Source organism: Gilvimarinus sp. DA14 (assembly GCF_024204685.1).
In the GTDB taxonomy this organism is placed as follows: domain Bacteria; phylum Pseudomonadota; class Gammaproteobacteria; order Pseudomonadales; family Cellvibrionaceae; genus Gilvimarinus.
This window is the reverse complement of record NZ_CP100350.1, coordinates 3,769,684-3,795,749: the sequence shown is the minus strand read 5'-3', so window position 1 is coordinate 3,795,749 and position 26,066 is coordinate 3,769,684. Positions and strand designations below refer to the sequence as shown.

General features: G+C 54.6%; 23 protein-coding genes. 12 read left to right on the top strand and 11 right to left on the bottom strand.

Annotated features, from left to right (window positions below):
• Window positions 1-473 precede the first annotated feature (473 nt).
• On the top strand, window positions 474-1,358 hold the full coding sequence (locus NHM04_RS16595; protein WP_254264866.1) for a ChbG/HpnK family deacetylase: 885 nt from the start codon (window positions 474-476) through the stop codon (window positions 1,356-1,358).
• A gap of 284 nt (window positions 1,359-1,642) precedes the next feature.
• Here the strand turns inward: NHM04_RS16595 and apbC are convergent, their stop codons facing one another.
• Window positions 1,643-2,731, bottom strand: coding sequence for an iron-sulfur cluster carrier protein ApbC (gene apbC, locus NHM04_RS16590; RefSeq protein ID WP_254264865.1), 1,089 nt, complete (start codon window positions 2,729-2,731; stop codon window positions 1,643-1,645).
• Between the two features lie 229 nt (window positions 2,732-2,960).
• Between apbC and metG the strand changes: the two genes are divergently transcribed.
• The 10 genes from metG to NHM04_RS16540 all read left to right on the top strand — a co-directional run bounded on the left by metG (window position 2,961) and on the right by NHM04_RS16540 (window position 14,378).
• Window positions 2,961-4,967 carry a methionine--tRNA ligase gene (gene metG, locus NHM04_RS16585; protein ID WP_254264864.1) on the top strand — a complete coding sequence of 669 codons (2,007 nt, stop codon included), beginning with the start codon at window positions 2,961-2,963 and terminating at the stop codon, window positions 4,965-4,967.
• A 173-nt stretch (window positions 4,968-5,140) separates the two neighbouring features.
• Window positions 5,141-5,716 (top strand): electron transport complex subunit RsxA, encoded by a 576-nt coding sequence (gene rsxA / locus NHM04_RS16580; protein WP_253966194.1) that lies wholly within the window; start codon window positions 5,141-5,143, stop codon window positions 5,714-5,716.
• A 12-nt stretch (window positions 5,717-5,728) separates the two neighbouring features.
• Window positions 5,729-6,364 carry an electron transport complex subunit RsxB gene (gene rsxB / locus NHM04_RS16575; protein ID WP_253966193.1) on the top strand — a complete coding sequence of 212 codons (636 nt, stop codon included), beginning with the start codon at window positions 5,729-5,731 and terminating at the stop codon, window positions 6,362-6,364.
• Entirely contained in the window at window positions 6,364-8,895 is a 2,532-nt protein-coding gene (gene rsxC, locus NHM04_RS16570; RefSeq protein WP_254264863.1) for an electron transport complex subunit RsxC, read from the top strand. The genes rsxB and rsxC overlap by 1 nt, the downstream gene beginning before the upstream one ends.
• Before the next feature lie 10 nt (window positions 8,896-8,905).
• Window positions 8,906-9,958, top strand: coding sequence for an electron transport complex subunit RsxD (gene rsxD, locus NHM04_RS16565; RefSeq protein ID WP_254264862.1), 1,053 nt, complete (start codon window positions 8,906-8,908; stop codon window positions 9,956-9,958).
• The gene (gene rsxG / locus NHM04_RS16560) at window positions 9,958-10,608 is read left to right on the top strand and encodes an electron transport complex subunit RsxG (protein WP_254264861.1); all 651 of its coding nucleotides are present in this window, start codon (window positions 9,958-9,960) and stop codon (window positions 10,606-10,608) included. Before rsxD ends, rsxG begins: the two co-directional genes overlap by 1 nt.
• The gene (locus NHM04_RS16555) at window positions 10,598-11,314 is read left to right on the top strand and encodes an electron transport complex subunit E (protein ID WP_254264860.1); all 717 of its coding nucleotides are present in this window, start codon (window positions 10,598-10,600) and stop codon (window positions 11,312-11,314) included. The genes rsxG and NHM04_RS16555 overlap by 11 nt, the downstream gene beginning before the upstream one ends.
• A 151-nt stretch (window positions 11,315-11,465) precedes the next feature.
• Window positions 11,466-12,305, top strand: a complete 840-nt coding sequence (locus NHM04_RS16550) for a mechanosensitive ion channel family protein (RefSeq protein WP_254264859.1) — start codon at window positions 11,466-11,468, stop codon at window positions 12,303-12,305.
• A 103-nt stretch (window positions 12,306-12,408) separates the two neighbouring features.
• A complete protein-coding gene (locus NHM04_RS16545) occupies window positions 12,409-13,074 on the top strand; it encodes a response regulator transcription factor (RefSeq protein WP_254264858.1) in 666 nt (221 codons plus the stop codon).
• A complete protein-coding gene (locus tag NHM04_RS16540) occupies window positions 13,071-14,378 on the top strand; it encodes an ATP-binding protein (protein ID WP_254264857.1) in 1,308 nt (435 codons plus the stop codon). Before NHM04_RS16545 ends, NHM04_RS16540 begins: the two co-directional genes overlap by 4 nt.
• Before the next feature lie 78 nt (window positions 14,379-14,456).
• On the opposite strand, the gene NHM04_RS16535 is transcribed toward NHM04_RS16540, so the two are convergent.
• The 3 genes from NHM04_RS16535 to NHM04_RS16525 all read right to left on the bottom strand — a co-directional run bounded on the left by NHM04_RS16535 (window position 14,457) and on the right by NHM04_RS16525 (window position 17,167).
• The gene (locus tag NHM04_RS16535; protein WP_254264856.1) at window positions 14,457-14,891 is read right to left on the bottom strand and encodes a Spy/CpxP family protein refolding chaperone; all 435 of its coding nucleotides are present in this window, start codon (window positions 14,889-14,891) and stop codon (window positions 14,457-14,459) included.
• Between the two features lie 105 nt (window positions 14,892-14,996).
• Complete coding sequence (locus tag NHM04_RS16530) at window positions 14,997-16,289, bottom strand: DUF945 family protein (RefSeq protein ID WP_254264855.1); 1,293 nt, start codon at window positions 16,287-16,289, stop codon at window positions 14,997-14,999.
• Between the two features lie 20 nt (window positions 16,290-16,309).
• A complete protein-coding gene (locus NHM04_RS16525) occupies window positions 16,310-17,167 on the bottom strand; it encodes a hypothetical protein (RefSeq protein ID WP_254264854.1) in 858 nt (285 codons plus the stop codon).
• A 48-nt stretch (window positions 17,168-17,215) separates the two neighbouring features.
• Here NHM04_RS16525 and NHM04_RS16520 point away from each other — a divergent pair, with 48 nt between their 5' ends.
• The gene (locus NHM04_RS16520) at window positions 17,216-17,857 is read left to right on the top strand and encodes a DUF2799 domain-containing protein (protein ID WP_254264853.1); all 642 of its coding nucleotides are present in this window, start codon (window positions 17,216-17,218) and stop codon (window positions 17,855-17,857) included.
• A 35-nt stretch (window positions 17,858-17,892) separates the two neighbouring features.
• Here NHM04_RS16520 and NHM04_RS16515 read toward each other — a convergent pair whose 3' ends face one another.
• From NHM04_RS16515 to ccoG, 7 genes are all read right to left on the bottom strand, one after another.
• Window positions 17,893-18,801, bottom strand: coding sequence for an MBL fold metallo-hydrolase (locus tag NHM04_RS16515; protein ID WP_254264852.1), 909 nt, complete (start codon window positions 18,799-18,801; stop codon window positions 17,893-17,895).
• A gap of 56 nt (window positions 18,802-18,857) precedes the next feature.
• Window positions 18,858-20,555 (bottom strand): hypothetical protein, encoded by a 1,698-nt coding sequence (locus tag NHM04_RS16510; RefSeq protein ID WP_254264851.1) that lies wholly within the window; start codon window positions 20,553-20,555, stop codon window positions 18,858-18,860.
• 150 nt (window positions 20,556-20,705) lie between these two features.
• Window positions 20,706-21,470 carry a sulfite exporter TauE/SafE family protein gene (locus tag NHM04_RS16505; protein WP_254264850.1) on the bottom strand — a complete coding sequence of 255 codons (765 nt, stop codon included), beginning with the start codon at window positions 21,468-21,470 and terminating at the stop codon, window positions 20,706-20,708.
• A complete protein-coding gene (gene ccoS, locus NHM04_RS16500) occupies window positions 21,463-21,678 on the bottom strand; it encodes a cbb3-type cytochrome oxidase assembly protein CcoS (RefSeq protein WP_254264849.1) in 216 nt (71 codons plus the stop codon). Before ccoS ends, NHM04_RS16505 begins: the two co-directional genes overlap by 8 nt.
• A gap of 14 nt (window positions 21,679-21,692) precedes the next feature.
• The gene (locus NHM04_RS16495) at window positions 21,693-24,071 is read right to left on the bottom strand and encodes a heavy metal translocating P-type ATPase (protein ID WP_254264848.1); all 2,379 of its coding nucleotides are present in this window, start codon (window positions 24,069-24,071) and stop codon (window positions 21,693-21,695) included.
• A gap of 3 nt (window positions 24,072-24,074) precedes the next feature.
• Entirely contained in the window at window positions 24,075-24,599 is a 525-nt protein-coding gene (locus NHM04_RS16490; RefSeq protein ID WP_254264847.1) for a FixH family protein, read from the bottom strand.
• Window positions 24,600-24,603: 4 nt separating this feature from the next.
• The gene (gene ccoG / locus NHM04_RS16485) at window positions 24,604-26,016 is read right to left on the bottom strand and encodes a cytochrome c oxidase accessory protein CcoG (protein WP_254264846.1); all 1,413 of its coding nucleotides are present in this window, start codon (window positions 26,014-26,016) and stop codon (window positions 24,604-24,606) included.
• Window positions 26,017-26,066 lie beyond the last annotated feature (50 nt).

Here is a 26,066-nt window from a genome sequence, read left to right as displayed (position 1 = left end):
ACGCGCCACAAGACAACGTTGTCTATTTGTGGCGAGACAAGCAGAAAAGAGCCACAGGATGACAAACGCCTATGATCTCGCCCTCTCTGCCGGACGCCAAACATCAAACCACAAGGGTTATTTTCTTACAATCCCACAATATTTTGATGTTAGTTACTACCAGAATGCTTATGTTCCATCTTGTGTCAATGCGTAACATTGTCGCACCCCTTTGGGGTCTCAACCCACCAAAGCCGCGCCAATTGGCACATAAAGCTACATCAATATAGCGTTTCCGAATTTATACAGAATTTATTAATTTAGATTTATTCTTATTAAAATTAACAATCAAATACATTAATTTTGACAATAAAAAGGCATAAAGCAGACATAAAAGTGAGCCGTCTCACAGTTTCGCAAAAGAGGGAGACTTTTAGTCCAGTTGACAACGTTGTACCAAGACCCAAAGATAGAGCGAAAATAGGAGAATAATCATGCTAAGAATACGTCATCTTATCCATTTGCTGTTAAGCCTATGGTTACTGGCAGTTGCGCAAACCGGCCTCGCCGCCCCCGCACAATTGATTTTACGGGTCGACGATATCGGCATGTCCCACGCAACCAACCAGGGCCTGCAAGATCTCGCTGATCTAGGAATTCCTTTCGCAGCATCAGTTATGTTTACCACCCCCTGGTATCAGGAGGGCGTTGAGATCCTCAAACAAAACCCGCAAATTTCTGTCGGCGTGCACCTTACCTTGAACGCCGAGTGGCGCCACTATCGCTGGGGTCCCATTGCAGGTCGCACCGAGGTGCCAAGCTTAATTAACGAAACGGGCTATTTTTACCCGTCCACCGCTGAGTTTTTAGCTCAAGACATTAACTTGGACGAGGTCCGCCTAGAACTGGAGGCGCAAATCAAACGAGCGCTGGCCTCGGGGCTGGACATCGCCTATGTGGATTACCATATGCGAACGGCCTTGGCGACGCCGGAGCTTACGCAGGTGGTAACCGAGCTGGCAGAGAAGTACCGGTTGCGCATGTCTATGCGGATGGGAGAGGCGGTAATGACCATGTTTGATGTGCCTGTTGCAGAAAAACAAAAACGCTTTCTTGAGCATTTACAAAATGGACTGCAGCGCGACAAGGTTAATGTTCTGGTCATTCATGCCGCTCGTAACCAACCGGAAATGCAAGCGTTGATAGACCTGAACAACCCTGTCATGAACAGCAAAGATATGCAGCCGCTCGTGGCCCAGCACCGCGCCACCGAGCTCGAGATGCTGCTGTCCAACGAGACCAAGCAGTGGTTCAAGTCAAACGATGTGGAGTTGATTAACTACCACCAAGTACCCAACCCCTATGACAAAGAACGCTAAACCTAGAGAGCCTCTGATTAAGTCTCCAAGGGTCTCTGCGCGAGTCAAAACGTTCACTCCTTCGCCGGAAAATGCTCCTGCCCTTCCGGCATTGGCATTCGGGCAATCCCTTGCCCTTGGCGCGCTTCGCAGGCAATGGCCATAGTCCTTGGCAAGAAGTGCAAGCCTTCCGCGTCCTGCTCACAGCCCTTACCTACATCCGTGTAGGCAACAACAGCGGATGGACCTTTTGGCCGCGCCCTTCGGGGCTTACAGAGGCCGATGAGGACTTAATCAGAGGCTCCCTAGGTCTCAATAACAGTGACCGGCTCGGCTTCGCTGTTAGCCTGCCACAAGCGCGCCGCCAAGCGCCGGGCAATAGCAAAGTACTCCTGGCTTTCAGCAGCTTCGGGGTTTGCCGCCACCGAGGGCTGACCACCGTCGGCTTGCTTGCGAATACTCAACGACAAAGGCAGGGCGCCCAACAGCTGGGTGTGGTAATCCTCGGCAATCCGGGCGCCCCCCCCTTCACCGAAAATATGTTCTTTATGGCCGCATTCGCTGCACACGTGAATGGCCATATTTTCCACCACGCCGAGCACAGGAACATTAACCTTGCGAAACATTTCGATGCCCTTTTGCGCATCCAACAGAGCAATATCCTGCGGCGTGGTGACCACCACGGCGCCCGTAACCGGCACACTTTGCGACAAGGTTAGAGCTATATCCCCGGTGCCCGGGGGCATATCGATGATCAAATAGTCCACCTCATCCCAACGGGTTTGCGTCAAAAGCTGTTTCAACGCACCACTGACCATTGGCCCACGCCAGACCATCGGCGTCTGCTCGGTCACTAAATACCCCATGGATATGGTCTGCAGACCGTGGGCCTCGATGGGAATCATCTGCTGAGCCTTTCCTTCGCCCACGATCTGCGGGCGCTGCTGTCCGACCCCGAGCATTTGCGGCTGACTGGGGCCGTAAATATCGGCGTCCAGAACCCCGACTCGCGCACCTTCCGCCGCTAGCGCCAGCGCGATATTGGCAGCGGTAGTCGATTTACCCACACCGCCTTTGCCGGAGGCCACGGCAATAATATTTTTAACGCCGGGCACCGCCATCGCGCTATTGGCCGCCGGGTGCGCCGCGACACTCCAACCAAGATCAATATCCACCTCAGTCACTCCCTCTACCGCCATGAGCGCATCGCGAATACGCTTTGCCAGGGTCTCGTCGCGCCCGCACGGGTAGCCAAGAGTCAACTCCACCGTAACTCGCCCCCCCTCCACGGTGGCGTGACGCGGCACCTCCAAATCGCGCAGCGATTTCTCAAGATTTGGATCGGCAACCAGATCGAGGGCGGCATTAACAGCATTAAGGTCGGCGCTGGCCATAGGGTTCTCTCTCATCAACAGTGACGTTTTGCGGTCAGGGCAAGATGGGGGCAGGCGGCCGGATTGCAAGAGGCGCCTGCGGGCGGGCCGTAGCTAAGCGATTGATTAACGGTGTAAAAGCGGCGCAAAAAAAACTGAAAAATGCTATAGTTCCGCACCATTTTTTACCTGCCCCACCGGGCCGTGACTAACAATGCGCTCACAAGGCGCCGCAACCAACAGGAAAGCTATGACCACTCGCCGCAAAATCATGGTAACCAGTGCCCTTCCCTACGCCAATGGTGAATTGCATTTGGGCCATTTGATGGAACAGATCCAGACGGATATCTGGGTGCGCTTTCAGAAGCTGCGCGGCCACGAGTGTCACTACTTTTGCGCCGACGACGCTCACGGCACGGCCATCACTCTTAAGGCCGAGGAACAGGGCATCAGCCCCGAGCAGCATATTGAAAATATGCACGCGGCGCACAAAGCGGTATCGGAAGGTTTTCTGATCGGCCATGACAACTACTACACCACCCACTCGCCGGAAAACCGCGAGCTGGCCGAGATGATCTATCAGCGCCTGGACGCCAATGGCCATATTGCCAAGCGCTCCATTACCCAGGCGTTCGATCCGGAAAAAGAGCTGTTTCTGGCGGACCGCTACATTAAAGGCACCTGCCCCAAGTGTAAGACCGACGATCAGTATGGCGATAACTGCGAAGCCTGTGGCGCCACCTACAGCCCCATGGAGCTGATCAACCCGGTTTCGGTATTGACCGGGGCGACGCCTGTCCCCAAAGAATCCGAACACTATTTCTTTAAACTGCCCGAGTTCGCCGGCTTTTTAAAGCAGTGGACCCGCGCCGGCCACCTGCAAGACGAAGTGGCCAATAAGGTGGCTGAATGGCTGGACGCCGACCTACAGGAGTGGGATATATCCCGCGATGCGCCCTACTTTGGCTTTGAAATTCCGGGCGCACCGGGCAAATACTTTTACGTCTGGCTGGACGCGCCTATCGGCTATATCGCCAGCTTAAAAAACTACGCCGATCAGAACGGCATCGACTGGCAGGAGTATTGGAGCCCCGACTCCACCGCCGAGGTGCACCACTTTATCGGTAAAGACATCGTGAACTTTCACGCCCTGTTTTGGCCCGCCATGCTGCACTCGGCCGAGCTGCGCACCCCGACCAAGGTAAACGTGCACGGCTTTGTGACGGTCAACGGCAAAAAGATGTCTAAATCCCGCGGCACCTTTATTAACGGCCAGACCTATCTGGCCCATCTGGACCCCGAGTATTTGCGCTATTACTTTGCCGCCAAGCTCACCAGCGCCGTGGATGATCTGGACTTAAACCTGGACGATTTTATCGCCCGAGTAAACTCTGACTTGGTAGGCAAGGTGGTCAACATTGCCAGCCGCACCGCCAAATTTATCGCCAAAGCCGGCGGCGAAATGAGCGCCCAACCGGCCGATGCCGAGCTGTGGCAGAAATTCACCACAGCCGAGCCCGCCATCGCCGAGCACTATGAGCAGCGCAACTTTGGCAAAGCCATGCGCGAAATCATGGCCCTGGCCGATGCCGCCAATGAATACATCGCCGCCGCCGAGCCCTGGAAGATGGCCAAAGAAGAAGGCCGCGAGCAGGAAGTGATCGATGTTTGCAGCCAGGGCATTAATATGTTCCGCGCCATTATGACCTTCTTAAAGCCGGTTACCCCACTGTTGGCCGAGCGCGCACAGGACTTTTTGGGCGAAACCTTAAGCTGGGCCGAGCCGCTCGCCTATCGCGGTGGCGCCATCAACAAATTTAAGCCGCTCTTGCAGCGCATTGAAAAAGACAAGGTAGACGCCATGATTGAGGCCAGCAAAGAAGAAGCCGCCCCTAAAGCCACCGGCCCACTGGCGGACGAGCCGATTTGCGACGAAATTGAATTCGGCGACTTTGCCAAGGTCGACCTGCGGGTTGCCCGCATCGCCAAGGCCGCCCATGTAGAGGGTGCCGATAAGCTACTGCAGCTTACCCTGGATTTAGGCGGCGAAACCCGCAATGTGTTTTCGGGCATTAAGTCGGCCTACAAACCCGAAGACCTGGAAGGCCGCCTGACCGTTATGGTGGCCAACCTAAAACCGCGTAAAATGAAGTTCGGCCTGTCCGAAGGCATGGTACTGGCCGCAGGCCCCGGTGGCTCCGAGATTTACCTGCTCGAACCCGATAGCGGTTCACAACCGGGGCAGAGGGTTATGTAGCGCTTGCGCGCGTCGGACGTCGGACGTCGGACGTCGGACGTCGGACGTTCATAAGCATATACCCAATCAACCTAATTGAGACTCGTTTTTATATTGAACCCGTGCGGGTGCATCCATGATAATGCGCCCTTAGCGCTATGGCCGCTTAAACCGGCCCACTCGAGGTGAACAGCATGACCGATTTAGCGGTTATCTTGCTCAGCACAATTCTGGTCAACAACTTTGTTCTGGTTCAGTTTTTGGGCCTGTGCCCCTTTATGGGTGTGTCCAACAAGTTGGAAACCGCCATTGGCATGGCCAGTGCAACCACGTTTGTGCTGACTTTGGCCTCTATTTGCAGCTATCTGGTCGCCACCTGGGTGCTACAGCCTTTGGGCCTTGAGTATATGCGCACCATCAGTTTTATTCTGGTGATCGCGGTGGTAGTGCAGCTGGCGAAGATGTTTATTGAGAAAACCAGCCCCTTGTTATACCGGGTGCTGGGGGTCTTTTTGCCGCTGATTACCACCAACTGCGCGGTATTGGGCGTGGCGTTGCAAAACACCCAAAAGGCCCACAATTTTGTCGAATCTACCTTGTTTGGTTTTGGTGCCGCACTGGGTTTTTCGCTGGTACTTATTTTGTTTTCCGCTATGCGCGAGCGCTTGGCGGTGGCCGATGTGCCCACACCGTTTAAAGGGGCCGCCATCGGTATGATTACCGCCGGTCTTATGTCGTTAGCCTTTATGGGCTTTGGCGGACTGGTTTAAACAGGCAGGATTATGTTGGAAACCATTGCACAACATCCCATTGCCGCCGCGCTGATTGCCCTGATTGGGCTCGCGCTATTGTTCGGTGCGCTCCTGGGTTTCGCCGCCGTCCGCTTTAAAGTGGAGGGGGACCCTATTGTCGAGCAGATCGACAACTTGCTGCCGCAAACCCAATGCGGTCAGTGTGGCTACCCCGGCTGCCGCCCCTACGCCCAGGCCATTGCCAACGGCGACGCCATCAATAAGTGCCCCCCGGGCGGTCAGACTACCATTAACGAGCTGGCCGATTTGCTGGACGTGGAAGCGCCCACTCTGGACGAAGAACACGGCGAAGAGGCCGATGTACCCACGGTGGCGTTTATTCGCGAAGACGAGTGCATCGGCTGCACCAAGTGCATTCAGGCCTGCCCCATGGACGCCATTCTGGGCGCGGCCAAGCAGATGCACACAGTGATTGCCGACGAGTGCACCGGTTGCGATCTGTGTGTAGAACCCTGCCCGGTGGACTGCATTGATATGATTCCGGTATCCACCACTATTAAAGACTGGAAGTGGGAATTGCCCGCCGCCAGCCACGAGCAGGCCGCTAATTTAATTGCCACCGACCGTGGTCGCGGCCAGAGCCAACAAAGCGGTGAAGCAGCCTGATGGAGTTAATTAAAGTCTGGGATATCCCGGGCGGCGTGCATCCGCCGGAAAACAAACACCAATCCATGGTCGAGCCACTGGGGCAGATAGAAATTCCGCCCCAGCTGATTCTGCCTGTCAGTCAGCATATTGGCGCCCCCGCCAAACCCATTGTCGAGGTCGGACAAAAAGTGCTGGGCGGCGAAGTCGTGGCCGAGGCCGACGGCGTATTCAGCGCCAATGTTCACGCCCCCACCTCGGGTCGAGTCGCGGCTATTGTCGAGCATGTGGTGCCCCACCCCTCGGGTATGCGCGATACCTGCGTGATTATCGACACCGACGGCAAAGACGAATGGGTGGCGCTTGAGCCCTGGGAAGATTACGCCCAGCGCGATCACGATGACGTGGTTAAACGCATCCGCGACAGTGGTATTGCCGGTCTTGGCGGCGCGGGCTTTCCGGCGGCGGTTAAACTCAACCCGCGCTCCAACCACACCATTGATACCTTGATTATCAACGGCACCGAGTGCGAGCCCTACATTACCGCCGACGATATGCTGATGCGCGAGCGCGCCGATGACATTGTCGCGGGAACGCAAATTCTGGCGCGCCTGCTGCACAATCCGGCTAAAGTCATTATCGGCATCGAGGACAACAAACCCGAAGCTATTGAGCGCGTGCGCAAAGCGGCCGAGGGTACAAACATTCTGGTGGTGAGTTTTCCCACCAAGTACCCGTCCGGCGGCGAAAAGCAACTGATTCAAATTCTGACCGGCCGCGAAGTGCCCTCAGGCCAGATTCCCGCCACCATTGGCGTGGTCTGCCAGAATGTGGGCACCACCGCCGCCGTTTACCGCGCCCTGCGCTATGGCGAGCCGCTGGTAAAACGCATTACCACCGTGGTGGGCGAGGCCTTAGCGCAGCAGCGCAATATTGAAGTGCTACTGGGCACTCCGGTGCTCTATGTACTGGAAAAACACGGCTTTAACGAGAAAAAAGCCTCGCGCCTGGTGATGGGCGGCCCCATGATGGGCTTTGCCCTACCCGATACCAGCGTGCCCGTGGTCAAAACCACCAACTGTTTACTGGCGCCCAGTAAAAAAGAGCTGCCGCCGCCCGAGCCGGCCATGGCCTGCATTCGTTGCGGCATGTGCGCCGAGGCCTGCCCGGCCGAGCTACTGCCCCAGCAGTTGTTTTGGTATGCCCAGGCCGAAGACCTGGAAAAGCTGGAAACCCACAATCTGTTCGACTGCATTGAATGCGGCGCCTGTTCGTACGTTTGCCCTAGCCATATTCCGCTGGTGCAATATTACCGCGCAGCCAAGGGTGAGATTCGCCAGCACCGCATCGACAAAGAAAAGTCGGACCGCTCGCGCCGCCGCTTTGAATTCCGCCAAGAGCGCATCGCCAAAGAAGAGGCGGAAAAAGAAGCCAAGCGCTTGGCGCGCAAAAAAGCCGCCGAAGAGGCAAAGAAAAAGCTGGCCGAGCAAAAGGCGGCGGCTCCGGCCGACGCCAAGCCCGCAACTGGCGAAGACCCAGACAAGCAGCTGGCCAAGCTGGAGCGGCTGCTCGCCTCGGCGCAAGAGCGCCTGAAAAAGGCCGAACAACCACTGGCCGATGACGCCACCAATGAACAGCGCGAAAAGCAGGCCGCCAGCATTAAACAGGCCGAGCTGAAAGTGAGCGAGGCGCAGAAAAAACTAGACGAATTTAAAGCCAGCCAAGCCGGCGCTCCCGCTGCGGAAAAACCGGCGACGGACGATCCGGTGGCCGCCGCCATTGAGAGAGCCAAAGCCAAACAGACCATGGCGCCGGAGGAAAAACTGCGCGCGTCTATCGAGTCGCTGCAAAAACGTCTGGAAAAAGCCGAGCAAAAAGCCGCGGATGCCGAGACCGACAAACCGGACATGGTGGATGCCTTAAAACAGGGCGTGGCCAAGCTGAAAGAAAAAATCGCCAGCGCCGAAAAAGAGCTGGCAGAGCTGGCCCCAGCGAAAAGCCCGGCAAGCCAAGAGAACAACACCTCGACCACCCCCGACGCGGCCCAGGCAGCCATCGAGCGGGCCAAGGCCAAAATGAGCATGTCCCCCGAGGAAAAGCTGCGCAGCTCGCTTGAGTCGTTATACAAACGCTTAGAAAAAGCCGAGCAAAAAGCGGCCGACGCCAAAGCAGAAGGCTCGGACAAAGCCGAAGCGCTGCAACAGGGCGTGGACAAGCTAAAAGAGAAAATCGCCAGCACCCAAAAGGAGTTGGCCGACGTTAAACCCTCTACCGTGGCCGAAGAAACTCCGCAAGACCCGGCGACCTCGGACGCCGCCAGCCTTGCCATTGAAAAAGCCAAGGCCAAAGCGGCGGCCATGGCCACTATGAGCGCGTCGGATAAGCTGCGCAATCAGGTCGACTCACTGGAGGCACGCCTGGAGAAATCTCGCGCCAAGCTCGCCAAAGCCGAGCAAGAAAACGACGACAATGTCGACGCCTTTAGAAGCGCCGTCACTAACCTGGAAGACAAGCTGGCCGCTACCCGCGAGCAGCTGGCAGAGCACGAATAGGCAAAACCCTATGGCATTGAAACGCATCACCTCACCCCATACCCACCGGGCCCTTGGTACCGGTGCGGTGATGCGCAATGTGGTTTTAGCTACCTTGCCGGGGCTGGCAGTGCTTACTTACTTTTTCGGCCTGGGCACGCTGCACAACGTACTCTTGGCAAGCATTACAGCACTGGGCTTTGAGGCAGCGGTAGTAAAGCTGCGCGGCCGCCCGGTATGGTTTTACCTGCGCGACTGCAGCGCCCTGGTAACTGGTGTGTTGTTAGGCCTCGCTTTGCCCCCCTACTGCCCCTGGTGGCTGGTGGTGCTGGGCAGTGCGGTGGCGATTATTCTCGCCAAGCAACTCTACGGCGGCATGGGTTTTAATCCGTTTAATCCGGCTATGGTCGCCTATGTGGTGCTGCTGATTTCCTTCCCACTGCAGATGAGCCAGTGGGCCGCGCCCCAGGACATTGGCGGCCAGACGCCGGGTATTATCGAAGCGCTCCAGCAGATTTGGCTGGGTAGTCCTATTGATGGCTACACCGCCGCGACACCGCTGGATACCGTGAAACAGAACTCCAGCCTGATGCTGGATGCTCTGTACTTACAAGACCCGGTATTAAGCGCGGGGCAATTTGCGGGCGCCGGTTGGGAATGGGCCAATGTCGCCTTCCTGCTGGGTGGGCTTTATCTGCTGTATCGTCGCATCTTTACCTGGCACGCGCCCGTGGCCATGCTGGCGTCCCTGTCGCTGATGGCGGCTCTGTTTTACGACGGCGGCAGCTCGCAGAGCGGCGGCTCGGTGCTGTTTCACCTATTCTCGGGCGCGACCATGTTGGGGGCGTTTTTTATTGTCACCGACCCGGTCAGCTCGGCGGTCAGCACCCGCGGGCGTTTGATTTACGGCGCCGCTATCGGTGTACTGATTTACGTGATTCGCATCTGGGGTAACTACCCGGACGGCGTCGCCTTCGCTGTATTGCTGCTCAACTTTGCCGCGCCCTTTATCGACTATTACACATTGCCGCGCACTTACGGCCACAAGAAAAGTGAGCGGGCAACCCGCAAGGTGGATCAGTAATGCTGGGGAAATCGATCAGTAAAAACAGTCTGCTGCTAGGGCTATTCGCACTGGTCACCGCCGGGGTGCTGGCGGTGACCAACGTTGGCACCCGCGATCGCATAGCCGACGCCCAGCGCGCCGCCGCTGAAAAAGCCCTCTACGAGCTGGTACCGGCCTCGCGGGTGGATAACGACCTACTCACCGATACCCTGCCCACCCCCGAGGCCATGTTGCCGGCCCTGGGATTGGACAGCGCAGAAGAAATACACCGTGCCCGTAACGACGGCAAAGTCATCGCCGTCATTGTCCCGGCCGTCGCCCCCGATGGCTACAGTGGTGATATTCGTATCATTGTGGGCGTCAATCGCGACGGCAGTGTCGCCGGTGTCCGCGCTCTGGCCCACAAAGAGACCCCGGGCCTGGGGGATAAAATTGATACCGCCAAAAGCGACTGGATTTTAGGTTTCAACGGTAAAAGCCTGGGCGAGCCGCCGGTAGAGCAATGGCAAGTGAGAAAAGACGGCGGTGTGTTCGATCAGTTTACCGGCGCCACCATTACCCCGCGCGCGGTTACCGGTCAGGTAAAACGGGTATTGCAACAAGTAGCGGAACACCGCACCCTATTGTTTGAACTTCCAGCCGATGCAGGAGACAGCAATGGCCGATAACAGCCAATGGCAGGAAATTTCTGAAAAAGGACTTTGGAGCAACAACCCTGCCCTGGTGCAGCTGCTGGGGTTGTGCCCGCTACTGGCCGTGTCTGGCTCGGTAGTTAATGCCCTGGGTCTGGGATTCGCCACTATGCTGGTGCTACTGTGCTCCAATATCGCGGTATCGTTAATTCGCAAAACCGTGAGCGACGCGGTGCGCCTACCCGCCTTTGTGATGATTATCGCCTCGCTAACCACCTGTATTGAACTGCTAATGCAGGCCTTTACCTACGAGCTGTACACCATTCTCGGCATTTTTATTCCGCTGATTGTCACTAACTGCGCCATTTTGGGCCGAGCCGACGCCTTTGCCAGTAAGAACCCGGTACTGCCTGCTGCCTGGGACGGATTTATGATGGGCCTGGGCTTTACCCTGGTGCTGGTTACCCTGGGGGCAATTCGCGAAGTTTTGGGATCGGGTACACTGTTTGCGAATATGCACCTGTTGTTTGGCGATGCCGCCCGCGGCTGGACCCTGACCTTGTTTGCTAACTATCCCGGCTTCCTGGTGGCCATTTTGCCCCCCGGCGCATTTATTATTACCGGCTTTTTAATCGCCCTGAAAAATGTGGTGGATAAAAATCTGGAAGCCCGCGCCGCCGCCAAAAAAGAAAAACCAGCCAAAGGCAGCAAACGCGTACGCACCACCGGCAAAATTGCCTGATCGCTTTTTTATAGCCAGATTCTCCCAGCCTTTTGGTGGGTGCTATTGCACCCGCCGTGAATACTCGCAATAATCTGCGTTCACACTTCGTGGCAATCCACACCACCTGCGCCGCATGCAGCGGTACGCCTATTCAAATGAGGGATGCATTATGTTCGATTTTAGCCAAGACGAAATGAATGAATTTGCCCAGAATCATGTGATTCCCTGGGGCATCAATATTGTCACAGCGCTGCTGATATTTATTGTCGGTAAGATTGTGGTGAAAATTTTAGTGGGCATTATCGGCAAACTGCTGCGCCGCACTAATCTGGATAATATTCTGGTGGAGTTTATCCAAGCCATCGCCAATGCGCTCTTGCTGATTGTCGTTATTATTGCCGCGCTGGATCAGCTAGGCGTGGACACCACCTCACTTATTGCTCTTATCGGTGCCGCTGGTCTTGCCATTGGCTTGGCTCTGCAGGGCTCACTGCAAAACTTTGCCGCAGGCTTTTTGCTACTGGTATTTCGCCCTTTCACCGCGGGTGATTATATTGAAGCAGGCGGAACGGCCGGTGTGGTTAAAACCATTGGCATCTTCACCACAATTTTAAACAGCCCCGACAACCGCGAAATCACCGTACCCAACGGCGCTATCTACTCGGGCAACATCACCAATTACTCGGCCCTGCCCACCCGCCGTGTGGACTTGGTGTTCGGCATCAGCTACGACGATGACATCAAAAAAGCCAAAGAGATTATGGAGCGCGTGGTTAAAGCCGACGAGCGCGTCTTGGCCGATCCAGAACCTCAGATTGCAGTAAGCGAGCTGGCCGATTCCAGTGTTAACTTTGTGGTGCGCCCCTGGGTCAACAGCGCCGACTTTTGGCCTGTTAAATTTGCTTTGATCGAAAATATCAAACTGGCTTTTGATGAAAACGACATTACCATCCCCTACCCACAGATGGATGTACATATGGATAAGCCGGCCAACGACCAGGTAGCTTAAGTTTACAAAGGGGCTCAGGCCCCTTTTTTCTTGCGCCGCAAAAAGCTGGGTAAACTAAAGTAAACCACCGTGCCTTTAAAGTGGGGTTTTATACAATAAAATCATGACGCAAATACATATTATCGATGACGACAAAGCCCTGTGTGAACTTCTGCAAGACTACCTGAGTCAACACGACTATGAGGTAGTGTGCAGTCATACCGGCCGCGACGGCCTGGATGCGATATTGACGCAAAAGCCCGACCTAGTGTTGCTGGATGTAATGATGCCCGAACTCAATGGCTTCGATGTACTCAAACAATTACGGCAAAAATCTCAGGTGCCCGTGTTGATGCTGACCGCGCGCGGTGATGAAATTGACCGCGTTTTGGGACTGGAGCTTGGAGCGGATGATTATGTCCCTAAGCCCTTCTCCCATCGCGAACTGGTAGCGCGTATTCAGGCTATTCTACGCCGGCTAAATCCACCGCAAAGTAGCGACAGTGCGCTGCAGCTAAAGCCCGAGCGTTTGGAGGCGAGCTTTTTTGGCGAGCCACTGGATTTAACCGCTGCCGAATTTCGCGTACTGTCTGTACTGTACGAAACGCCCGGAGAAATAGTCTCAAAAGACGATATATGTCAGCAGGCCTTCGGTCGGCGCTTACAACAGTTTGACCGTCATATCGATATACATATTTCTCACATTCGCAAGAAAATGGCCGATATTAACCCCACCGACACTATTAAAACCGTGCGCGGTTCTGGCTATCAACTCATGGTTAACCCATGAAATTAAAAGACCTGCTGACCGGTTTTGCCGGCAGGCTTTTTCTCTGGTTCTGGCTCTCGCTGACTCTGGTGCTGGTGACGAATTTTTTTCTTGGCCGCTACCTTGAGGATCACACCGATCCTCGCCCGCCCTCGCAGCGTGAACTGCGCCAGTTTGAACATCTGCAGCGTCTATTGGAAAAACGCGAATATCAAAGTATCGAGCGTGTGCGCCGCAGCCGCGCCGCCAAAGAATTAATTCTGCTGGACCCGAGTGATAAAAAGCCCTTCCCAGATAAGCGCTTATACTGGCGCCTGCGGCCGCTTGTAGAGGCGACCACTCTCAGTGCTTTGGAAATTCGCCCTGGTCATGTGGCACTGGGTCCCTTTGACATATCCACGGCAGAGGGGAGTGTCGCGGCCATCTGGTTGATGCCCCCACGACCCGTGCCGGTATGGAAACAAATATTGCACGACTCGCCACTCTGGCGTCTGCTCACCTCTTCGCTACTGGTTATGGCACTGTCGCTGATTTTGGCGCGCTGGCTTAGCCGCCCGGTACGCCAGCTGACACGCGCCGCGCGACTGTTAGGCGACGGAGATTTAAGCGTTAGAGTCGCGCCGATTAAAGGGGAGCTGGGCGAGCTGGGTCACGAATTTAACGACATGGCCGCAAAGTTAAAAATGGCCATGACCAATCAGCAGCGCCTGCTGGCTGACGTATCTCACGAATTGCGCTCACCTCTAACCCGGTTAAAGCTCGCCGCAGGACTGCTGGCGGATCAGCAAAAAAATTCGTATACAGATAGGATTGAAAAAGAGTGCAACACACTCGAGCACTTGATCGATCAAGTGCTAACGCTGGCAAGACTGGAAGGATCCGCCTATCAGGAAGAGTTTGCCTCCACCGATATGGCCGAGCTGGTTAACTCTGCGCTGGAGGATTGGCGCTTTCAAATGCCAAGCAAAACACTTGTCTATCGGGGGCCAGAACAACTCCACTGCCGCGCCAAACCGCGGCTGCTCCAGCGCATTCTCGACAACCTTTTGTCCAACGCCACACGCTATGCCGAGAGAATTCAAATAACCTTATCAGGCAATGCCGAACACTGGCAGCTGGTTGTGGAAGACAACGGCCCTGGGGTTCCCGCAGAGCAGCTGGACAAATTATTTGAACCCTTCTTCCGCGGCGACAGTTCCAGACCCCACGGTGGTAACATCGGTCTGGGGCTCGCCATTGTGCAAGCGGCAACGCAGGCGCAACGCTTAAGCATAAACGTGGAGCGTTCGACGCTCGGCGGCTTGAAGTTCAGGCTACACAATTAGTCCCTGTCTGATTGGCACAAATAGCAGGCATAAAAAATGGCGCCTCAGCGCCATTTTTAACCCTCTTCACATCATATGTTAGCGTCGTTTATCTTTAAAACGCTTTTTGCCGCGCTGTTTTATCTCTTCAAGCTGAGCTTTTTGCTCAGCAGTCAGAATTTGGGCAATATCGTGACGCAACTTCAGCTGTGCCACTTTTTGCTCGATGCCCTGTTCGAACAAGTTGCGCGCGGCACTTTCATCAAAGGTTTCCGCATCGACTATAGCCTGCAATGCTTCGCGCTGGGCTTTGCGAGCTTCGCGATCTTTGGGATAGACCGATTGGTGATTTTCCACCAGCACCTGGATTTGGCTGCGCTGTTCCTCGCTGAGGCCAATTTTTTCTGCCAGACGCTCTTGCATCAGTAAAGCATGCTCAGCACCAAAGTCAGCGCGACCGCCGCGCTCGGCATAGACGGCCGCTGGGGCGGCAATAACGGCGCACAGCGCCAGAGTAGATACTAATTTTTTCATCGGATGGTCTCCTGTCATTAAGGACAGTTTCAGATTACCTCAACCATTGAAAACCACTGTCGCGCAGCGTAAACAAATGAAAACTACCCCCAGGCTTGACACCCTTTACCGATACGCCTCTGGCAGTAAGTTGATCAGCGGCACCAGTTGCCCGTTTACTCGCAGCTGACCATCATTAAGCGCCGCGCGCATCACATAATTGGGAGGTTCATGATTCATGTAGGTAGCGATAAACTCAACCAACAGAAAAAATAGTGGCGAATTGACCAATACATCTTCCGCCACCGTCAGCTCACCTGTACCGTGTAACAGCTGCAACAGCTGCACAACACTCATAGAGTTCAATTGTTGTGACTCTAGCTGTCTCGGGGCAACTTGGGCTTGGGCCTGAATATCGCCGCGGGCCAGGCTCACCGCCATGGCAAACTCGGCACCGGCATCTGGGTGCAACATTAAACGCAGCGCCTTTAGTGCCTGGGCTTTTAACTGGCTTTCGTCAATCTCTTGTTGCGCAGCAAGCGAGAGCTCTGTCCAGGCACGAATGGCTGCAAAGCTTGTCTGTAGCAGCGCAAAGTCCAGCGAAAATTGCTGCAGTGCAATTAAGCTTTCAGCACGTTCAAGCCTCAGCTGGGCTCGGGTATCCACCTTGCCATTCACTAACTCTTGGGTCTGCTGAAACCCCAGTCCATGCAGTTGTCCTTTATAAAGCCCGCCCAACTCAATATGCTCTGAGGTCACAGCGACGTCAGACAAGGGAATATCTTCGGCAACAAAATTAACCTTGGCCTCTACCCGCGTAGGCGCCGCCTTGATATGCGCATTGCCCCAATGTATCTGCAAAGCGCCAAGGTTCATCCAGTGCTGGCTGTCTAAGGTATTAAACACCCCCTCGGTACGTAAATGCGAGGGCTGCGTCTGCAGCGAAAGCTCTGAATCTTGGACGTCTACTGCTGGAATGTGCCAGTCAAGTTGGTAGCGACCAGTAAACTTTCCCCACAAGCTAATAGGCCCCAGACCGTTTTTAAATACGCGTTCAAACAACTGCTGATGTTCGCGATTTTGCCACTGGGGCTTAAGCTCCCCGGCGGCATAAAACCAGCCGGGTTTAACACCATTGGCGAAAATGAGGGGACCATGCCAAAGCACAATATCGGTATCTACCCGACCGCGTAAACTTGTATCAGTCGCGCCCAGCTCCACGCTGGCACGCAATTTACTGCGAAAAAAACCTCGGCGATATTCTTGCAGCGCAACCTGCGGTTGGCTGTTGGCTTTTGCCTGTGTGTTATTCAGCGCAACCTGCTGGCGAATACTGCGCTCGGCTTGCACACCGCAATAGTAGGTTAGCGCCAAATAGACAGCAATTAACCCCAATGCCAATAGAATCCACTTTTTCATAGCAAGCTCCCAGCCCAATCCTAAGGTGTTAAAAATGCGGGCTTATCCAGCCCTAACGTTGTAGTCGGCTGCGGATGCGCGAGGACAATCACGGTATGAGTGCCACTGCGCAAGCGCTCCAGGGTATCGGCGTAGTGCTGCTGAAACAATTGCTCTAACTTGCCCGAGCGGACCAGCGCTGTCATCCCCTCTCTTAATCTATCGGCCAGCTCTGGAGCCTGGCCACTAACGTAAAACACTAAAGGCTGGGGATAATAGACTATTAAATTCGGCAATACCGCCAGAGCCTGGCTGAGATCACTGTTGTGCAATATCGGCTCTGCCTCAACGATGGCTAGGGCCAATGCATCGAAACGCCCGCGAGCCAACATACCCGGCAGCACACCGTAGCGACCACTGTCATCCACGGGCACCTGGTTATGCCGATAGACGGGAATATCCGGCCAGTCAGTCCCCTGGCCAATGATGATTTGACGCAGCTCGGCCAGGGTATCAATACTCCGGAACGCTTGCAGGTTATCGCGCTTAACCAGTAGCTGCCGATACCCCAACAACCCCTGCAGCAGAGGCACGGGGAGAGGGATTAGTTGTCCACTGGAAACCAGATCGTCCATGCGATAACCGGAGGCATAAACATTAACCAGCGCGCCTCTAGCCACTTCTTGACGCCCGCGCATACTGCCCAGCGAACGTTTAATCAAGTTAATGTGCACCGGCCCACGGGTGTGGGTTTCGGCCAAAGCTGCCCGCAATACCGCCAACTCGTAGTCGACCCGCCCCGGCACGCCGCCCCAATAATTCAGCTCCTGAGCTAAGCTTTGTGAACAGACGAAACTCGATAGCAGGAAAATCAGGCGAGATATGTTATTTTTACCCATACACTCCTGCGATCATTTATAAACCCTGTACTAAACTGCGTTGATGCCATGCGACTTACCAACCTACATTTGCTCATCTTAGCGATTTGCAGCGTAATCACAAGCGGTTGCGCCACCCTTGACCAGACCGAGTGCGAAACGGCCGACTGGTATTTAATCGGTTTTGAAGACGGCAGCAGAGGCTACGATTCAAGTCGCATCCGCAGCCACCGGCAGGCCTGCTCGCAGGCGCAGATAACCCCCCAGGTTGATGAATATCTTGAGGGTTTAAAACGCGGTTACCGGGACTACTGCGTGGCCAATAAAGGCTATCAGTTGGGCGCTCAAGGTGGCAGTTATAACAATGTCTGTCCGGCTGACCTTGCAGTGGAATTTGCTCAGGCCTTTCAATACGGGCGAGATTTATATCGCATCAATGCTGCAGTCGGCGAGCTGGAACAAAGACTGCAGAACAACCGCTCACGTATGGATGAGCTCTACGCGAAGAGCCAAGATCATGAAGAGCAACTTTTAAATACCGAGGGTAACACCGACAACCGGCGCTCGCACCTGAATGCGATTAAAGCTAACGAAAGGGAGATGCTGCAATTGGAAGAAAGCAGCCTTTACGCCGAGCGTGAGCTGGCCGTTTTGCGCAACGACCAACAACAAATGGAACAACAGCACCAGCAACAAGGCTACTTTCGCTAGTTTATCTCCCGCCTGCTGCAGAGCGGGAGATAAAATCAATGATGGTGATGACCGTGAGCATGGGAACCATCGCCGTGCATATGCAGGTCGCGATGCAACTGGCGAGTCATTTTTTCTGTGGTAATAAAATCCCAGTTCCAGTCATCGTGGTAGACCTCAAGCGGATTGGCTGCCACAATCTGCTCTTCTTTTTTGCCATCCATAATCATCGCCGCGACGCGTTTACGCGCATCAATCAGCATCTCATGAGCACTAAGAACATCTGCTTTGCGAGCCAGAGGGCCGTGACCGGGGACGATGATTGTCTGTTCGTCGGCAAGCTCTAACACCTTCATTTGCGCATCCAAATAACCCTGCACCGAACCGCCATTATCGAGATCGATAAAAGGAAACATCCCATTAAACAGCACATCGCCGGTATGCAGGACATTGGCCTCGGGGAAATAAATAATGGCATCGCCGTCGGTGTGAGCGCGAGCCACGTGAATAACCTGGGCTTGCTGATGATTGAGATAAAAAGAAACTTCTTCGCTAAATGTCAGCACCGGCAGCGCCTGCGGATCCTTTTCCTCGTCGGCAGCCATGCGCTTGCGAACATTCTCGTGACCAATAATATGAGTGCCAGTTTTGGCAAAGCTCAGATTGTTGCCAGTATGATCGCCATGCAGATGCGTATTTATGAGAAATTCAATGTCGCTATCGGCAATTTTTTCCACGGTTTGACGTAACTTACCAAGGAGCGGCGGGATGGAATCATCAATCATTACCGTGCCGTCCTCACCTGTGCTGACCAATATATTACCGCCAGCAAAGCCGCCTACACCGGAAATAACATACAGACCTTTAGCGATTTCATTGGTTTTAAAACTAACATCATCTTGTGCGTTAGCCGATGCTGCGACAATGCTCGTTAATACAAGCCCCATTAACCAAGTTTTTTGCATACGTCCTCCCGGAAGATATTCAGTACGAGACATTTATTTTATGGGCAATCGAGGCTCTAAAACTGCTGTTTTGCTTTAATAAGAAGCTGGTAATCATCGATACCATCGTTTTCTACTAAAGGCGTAGCGATATCAACATGGACGACGCTGCCAACGCGCACTTTACTAGAACTGAACCGCAAGCCTATACCAGCGTCGGCGAGTATAGGATTATCCTCATCCCCAGGACCGTCCCAAGCCTTACCGGCTTCAATAAACGCCACCGCCCCCACGCGCACCAGGTTAAACCAGTGCCAGTCGGAGTAGTAGCGCCGTTCGATGGTCGACAAAAAACGTTTTTTACCACGCTGAAAAGAGGTGGGGTAGCCACGCATTCCCACAATACCGCCGACGGTTAGTTCCTCATGCTGCAGCAAGTCTTGGCCCGCGTCGTAGCTGACGCTGCCATACCAACGGTTTTTGTAGTTTTGCATCAGGTTATAGGAGATTTTTGATGACCAGATGGCACTATCGGCGCCGTCCGAATCCACGTGGTCACGCCCGTCAACACCTAACTGGATGGCCAGCAGATGCTTGTCGTCCACACTGTAAATGTGCTGATACTCGCCAATATAGCGGATCGCATCGCCGTGCCGCGCGGGTTCAGCCTCGCCGTAACCAACGCGAAACCCGAAAGTAATACCCAGTGGCACATCTTCAGTGCGTTGAATTTGATTCAGATTACGAAACACCGCGTATTTGTCTTCCAAATACTGATACTCCAACCACGGATAGCTCATTTTTCGGCTTTCAGGTACGCCTAGGTCGGTGGTATTTTCATTGGCGTAGAAGGTGTCTTCTTCGACGGTATAGCCACCTATCAGGCGCTGGGTAGCCGTGGCCGTGACGCTGAGACTGTGGCCATAAAACACCTGCTGGTCAATGTTCTGATGCTGGTATTCGTTAATCTCTTCATCGTTGGAGCGAATGATTTCCGCTTCGGTGACATCCTGGTAGTGCCCCCCGGCCGACCAGGGCGTATGGCGGGAAAAGAACGGGCGCCGCAGCTCGACAATCACATTTTCGCCATCGGAGTTATCGGCGTAAGCCAGGCGCGTCGCCCAGCGGCTGTTAAACAAGTGATCGGTGCTCAGTGAATAGCGCACCCCTTTGCGCTCTTCATCTTGCTCATAGCCGATAGATAAGCTGGTACCGGTACCGAGGATATTGTCGTCACTAATACCTATGCCGGTGGACGAGTCGCCGCCGCTGTGGCTGAACGAACCCTCAATTTCCAGCGACCAACTGTCCCGCGTGACCACCACCAAATCCACCGTGCCTTCGCAAATTTGCTCCGGCACAATAAACGCACCAGCAAAGTAATCTCGGGTGCGCAGCAAACGCTCGGTTTCGTGAATCACATCAGGATCCAAGGTATCGCCCTCGGCAAATAATATTTGCGAAGACACGACATACTCTTTGGTATTAATGTGCAGGCGATTTAAAAATCGATACAGTGAGTTGTTCTCGTCCGGATTATTTTCATCGAAAACCCCCACCCGCATATAGCGAATGTTGCGGATTACCCGCCCTTTTAAATCATCGATATCCGATGTGTCCAATCGGTTACTATCGCGAAAACGCGCGAGCGCCGACTTCTCGTAATCAAAAAGGTAACAACCTTCGTCTGTGCCAGGTTCGGCACCTAAAGCGGAAAGCGACAAGCACGTTAAAACCGCCGCACATACTACTGACCAATTAACCCTATTATTCATGTATTTTACCGCCTAGCGGCTGGGTAACTCCGTAACTGAATGATCGACTAGCTGAGACAATGCAACTAGCTTGCCACGGCTTTAAATAAAATACCATGCTGTACCGCAACTGCAGTAAAACTTTGTAACGCGAATAAAAAATGTACAGAATTAGTGGCTGTGATGGTGATGCTGGTGGGGTTCGGGCGAATTCTCGCTAGCGGGTAAAACACTTGAAGGCCTATCCGAAGACTCGTGGTGCTGGTGACTGTGACCACCCATTGCACCATATGCCGTCCAGATTGCAAAAATGACCAACAAGAGCGCTGCTAGAATGCGCACTTTGCGCGCGCGCATGAGCCGCATCACCGGGTCTGCGGCAACGGCCACTAGAATAACCGCTGGTAAGGTTCCAACACCAAAGGCGAACATAAACCCGGCGCCAGCAGCACTGCTGGCCTGTAGCATTGCATAACTCAGGGCGGTGTAAACCAGACCGCAGGGCAACCAGCCCCATATCGCTCCAAGCAACAGCGCACTGCCAGGAGTGCGCACTGGCATTAGCCGCTGGCCCCAGGGCTGTAGAAAACGCCACAGTCGGCCGCCTAAAGCCTCGAGGTGGGTTAAGCCTCGCCACCAATCCAATAGATACAAAGCCATGGCCAAAAGTAACAGCGCCGCCAACAAACGCAGCCCATTACCGGCCCCCATGGCCGTTAATTGCTCCCCAGCCAGAGCCACCAAAGCGCCCATAAGCGTGTAACTGGCAATTCGGCCTATGTTATAGCTCACCACGATCGCCATCTTGCGCGCCCCGGAAACCTGCCCAACCGCGAGAGTCAAGGCCCCCATGATGCCCCCGCACATGCCCACACAATGGCTGCTGCTAAAAAAACCCAGCAGCAGGCCCGCCGCGAGACTCAAAGGCTCAGCCACGGTTTTGCTCGTCGTTTTGCTGGGGTTCGTTTTCAGAGTTCGGTGATGGTGGCACCTTTTTATAGTCCCGCTCATCGTCAAATAAAATGCGGTGCGCTTCGGTATCCAGATTGTCATACTGGCCCGAGTTGATCGCCCAGAAGAGCACTCGTACAGCGATGGCGACAAAAACCAGTGCCACAGGGATCAAGAAAAATAAGCTATCCACTACCTAACTCCGGATTAACGAGATAAACGCAGGGCGTTAGCGACCACCAGCAGCGAACTGGTGGTCATACCCAGCGCCGCTGCCCAGGGCGCCACCATCCCGGCTGCCGCCAAGGGCAGAGCGAGTAGATTATACAAAAGTGACAATCCCAGGTTTTGCCGCACTATCGTGCCCGTGCGTCTGGCTCTGTGTAAAGCCAAGGGCAAAGGTTGCAAGCTGTCCGCCAACAACAGAGCGTCTGCGTGGGTTTGCGCCAAATCCGAGGCTCTTGCCATAGCCAGAGAAACATCCGCGGCGGAAAGCACCGGCACATCGTTAATGCCATCACCCACCATCAGTACTTTATCACCCAGGCGCTGACGTTTGGCCAGGTGCGACAGTTTGTCGTCGGGCGAGGCCCCGGCGCGATAGTCGGTTATCCCCAGCGTTCGCGCCACTCGCGCTACGTTGGCTTCGGCGTCGCCGCTCAGTAGCTCCACCGCAATTCCCTGCTGCTGCAAGCGAGCGACGACCTCGGCGGCCTCTGGACGCAGCGGATCGGCTAGGCCTACCCACGCCAATGGTCCGCGCGTATCGGCCAGCAACAACCAGAGACAGTCGCCGGGCGGCGCGGCAAGATGGCTATCGATCGCATCGGGTCGCCCGAGCTGATAGCGCTCGCCATTAACCAGGCCACTGACGCCCTGGCCCGTGTTTTGTTTAATGCCCTCGGCTTTAAACTGCCCGCGCCATGGCGCAAACGCACTGGCAATGGGATGCGAACTGCCCTCTTCCAGAGCCGCAGCAATGGCCAAGTGGGCCTCGCGGTTCTCTTTTCCTTGCAGGGGAATGTATTCAGACACCGACAAGTGCCCGCTGGTAAGCGTGCCAGTTTTATCAAAAATAACCCGGTCAATTTGCTCCAGGCTTTCCAGTACGTGCCCGCGGGTCATCAGCACGCCCTGGCGTCGTAAATATTCAGCCGCTGTTGTTAAGGCTGTGGGCATGGCTAGTGCTAGCGCACAGGGACAGGTTACGACCAGCACAGACAGCGCTACCCAGAGGGCTCGAGTGGGCTCGGTAAAGTGCCAATAACAATACACCCCAGCACAGACCAAGAGCACGGCGGCGACAAAATAACGCGCCACTCGATCGGCGATCAGGGCCCGGCGCGGTTTGTCTTTTTGCGCCCGGTCGATCAGCCGCTCAATCGAAGACAAGCGGGTGTCCGCACCCATTGCCATCACTTCAATTTCCACAGGGCTGTCGATATTACCGCTGCCGGCGATGACAAAATCCCCCACCGTTTTAGCGACCGGGCGAGACTCACCGGTCAATAGGGATTCATCAGCGCAACTGCTGCCAGCGAGCACCACCCCATCGGCGCAAAAACTCTGCCCTGCACTGACACGCACCCGGTCACCCAGCTGTAATAACCGCATCGGCACCTGCTGCCATATGCCATCATTGAGGCGCTCCGCCACCGGCGGCAGCAGCTGCGCCACATTGGCAAGACCGATACGGCTGCGGGTGCGCGAGCGCAACTCTAAATAACGCCCCAACAGCAGGAAGAAGACAAACATGGCGATGGATTCGAAATAGACATCGCCGCTACCGCTCAGTGTCGCCCACACACTGGCTCCGTACCCCAACCCAATTGCCAGGGCGACAGGCACGTCCATAACCAGGGCGCCGCTTCTTAGACTGCGCCAGGCATTATTAAAAAACGGCCAGGCGCTGTAAAAAACCACGGGAGTGGCCAATAGCAGGCTCAACCAACGCAACAGGTTTTGCCATTCGTCCACGGCCCCGGTGTAGAGTCCTACGGCCACCATACCAGCCTGCATCATGCCAAAACCGGCCACCCCCAAGCGCAAGAGCGCGCGACGGTTTTCGCGTGCATCCAACTGTGCCTGCTGTTCATCGGTGGCGGGCCTGGGCTGATAGCCAATCGCTGCGAGGGTGGACATTAACTCACTGAGTTTTATTTGCGCGGGATCGTACACTAACTGGGCACGATAGCTGGTGACATTAACCCGCACCGACTCGAGGCCAGTTAGGGGCTCCAGATGCTTTTCAATTAGCCAGCTGCAAGCGGCGCAGGAGATTCCCTCAAGCAGTAAGTTCGCCTGATGCCTGTTCTGCCCCAAAGGCAGAACAAACTCTTCCTGCAGCTCGGGTAAGTCGTAAACCGAAAAGTCCTGCCCCGCCGCCCCCGGCTTCTCACTTAATTCGCTGCGATATTGATAAAACTGCTCTAGACCACCACTGACAATGGCCGAGGCCACCGCCTGGCAGCCGGGGCAACACATAAAACGGGTCTGGCCATCAATTTCGACGGGGTATTGCTGCTGTCGGGGTAAAGGCAGGCCGCAGTGATAGCAGCCGCAATCCGCTGCTGTTTGCTCACTCATGGGTTAGGGTACCGTGGGCGAAAGAGTCCACTGTTCCCTGTGATCAAAATTAATTTCTCCACGTAAGCGCCAGGGAGAATCTGTGCGGCCGCTGTCGGAGCGGCCGGGCACTAGGGTGACATACCACTGATGTGTAAGGTTTGGGCTCTGTGCGCGGTAAGAGGTATCCGACACCTTTTGCAGGGTTAAGCGGGTATCCAGAGACTCTTCAAACGGATGATCCAGCCACAGAGTCAGCTCTTCGGGTGCGGGAATCACCGGCGAACTTAGCTCGACGTTAACCTCGCTCTTAGCGCCGCGCCACTGCAGTTCGGCCTGCAACTGCCAGTTGGCCGCACGCTTATCCTGTTCCAGGCTCTGGTTGATCATTCGGCCCTGTTTGTAATAGTTGTCGATTACCGTATCGTCAGCGTGACGCACCGCAACAGTGACGAAACTCAGCGACACAATCACAACTACAATAAGGGGCGTTAAAACGAACCAGGCCCACGGCTCGCGATACCAGGGGTTGGCAGAACGATCTTGCATAGGATTAGCGGTCTCTCGGTTGCGGGCCAATAAAAGAGGTTTCGTGTTCCGTTACCAGGTCCGGATTATCCTTGGCACTCAGGGTGAATGTCACGCTGGTTTTTACTTCGGTGAGTTCGCTGCGATCCACCGCAACTCGCACGGGCATGGTAAACACTTCACCGGAGTTGACGGTGATGGGCCTGAAGCCCTGGACCTGAAAATCGAAATCACCGTCCACGGCCAAATTGTACTGGTGTGGTTTGCTATCCATATTATTGATTTTGATGGTATAGACATTCTGTACATCTTTACCGCTGATACGATACATACGTACACCGCGATCGCGCAGCACCTCCATCCCCAGGGCTGTGCGAGTAGACAGGTTGTAGATAAAGACACTGATCATGACCAACAAGACCACCAGATAACCAATAAAGCGCGGCCGCATTACATGGGTTTTGCCGTGTTTAATATTGTCTTCGGTGGTAAACCGAATTAAACCACGGGGGTAATGCATTTTATCCATTACCGTGTTGCAGGCATCTACACACAATCCACAATCGATACACTCAGATTGCATGCCGTCGCGGATATCAATATCCACAGGACACACCTGCACACACCAAGAGCAATCAATGCAATCGCCCTTACCCGCTGCCTTGTAGTCTTCGTTAGCCTTGCGCGGGCCGCGTTTCTCGCCACGCACATAATCGTAAAACACAGTAAGGGTATCGCGATCGTACATCACCGACTGAAACCGCGCATAGGGGCACATATACTTGCACACCTGCTGGCGCATAAACCCGGCATTGATAAACGTCGCAGCGGTAAAGAAAAACACCCAGAACGCAGCCGCCGGATGCACATCGATGGTTACCAGCCCCATGATCAAATCGCGAATCGGTACAAAATAACCGACAAAGGTGAGACCGGTAATCAGTGCAATCACAAACCAAAGGGTGAAAGTCGCCCCCTTGCGCATCAGCTTGTTTGCACTCCAGGGCGCTGCGTCCAGCCGGATACGCTTATTGCGATCCCCCTGACAAATGTACTCCACCCAGATAAACATCTGAGTCCATACGGTTTGCGGACAAGTAAAACCACACCAGACGCGCCCCACTAGCACCGTCACGGTAAACAATAAAAAGGCACTGATAATCAGCAACCAGGCCAGATACATACCGTCCTGGGGCCAAAAAGTGGTCCAAAGAATATGAAACTTGCGCTCTGGCAAATCGAACAACATGGCCGGGCGGCCATCGATCACCAGCCAGGGCATCAGTATAAATCCGAGAATGAGCGGCAGGCCGGTGTAGCGACGAAGCTTTTGATAAAAACCGGTTATGTGACGGGTGTAAACCTTATCTTCCGCCTCATAGAGATTGATATAACGAACGCCTTCTGGGCTGTCGTCGGAAGCAGGATCTTGACTCACAGGACACCTCGACGTGAGCAATGTGTGGCGTGCGCCGGGTTACCCCGGCG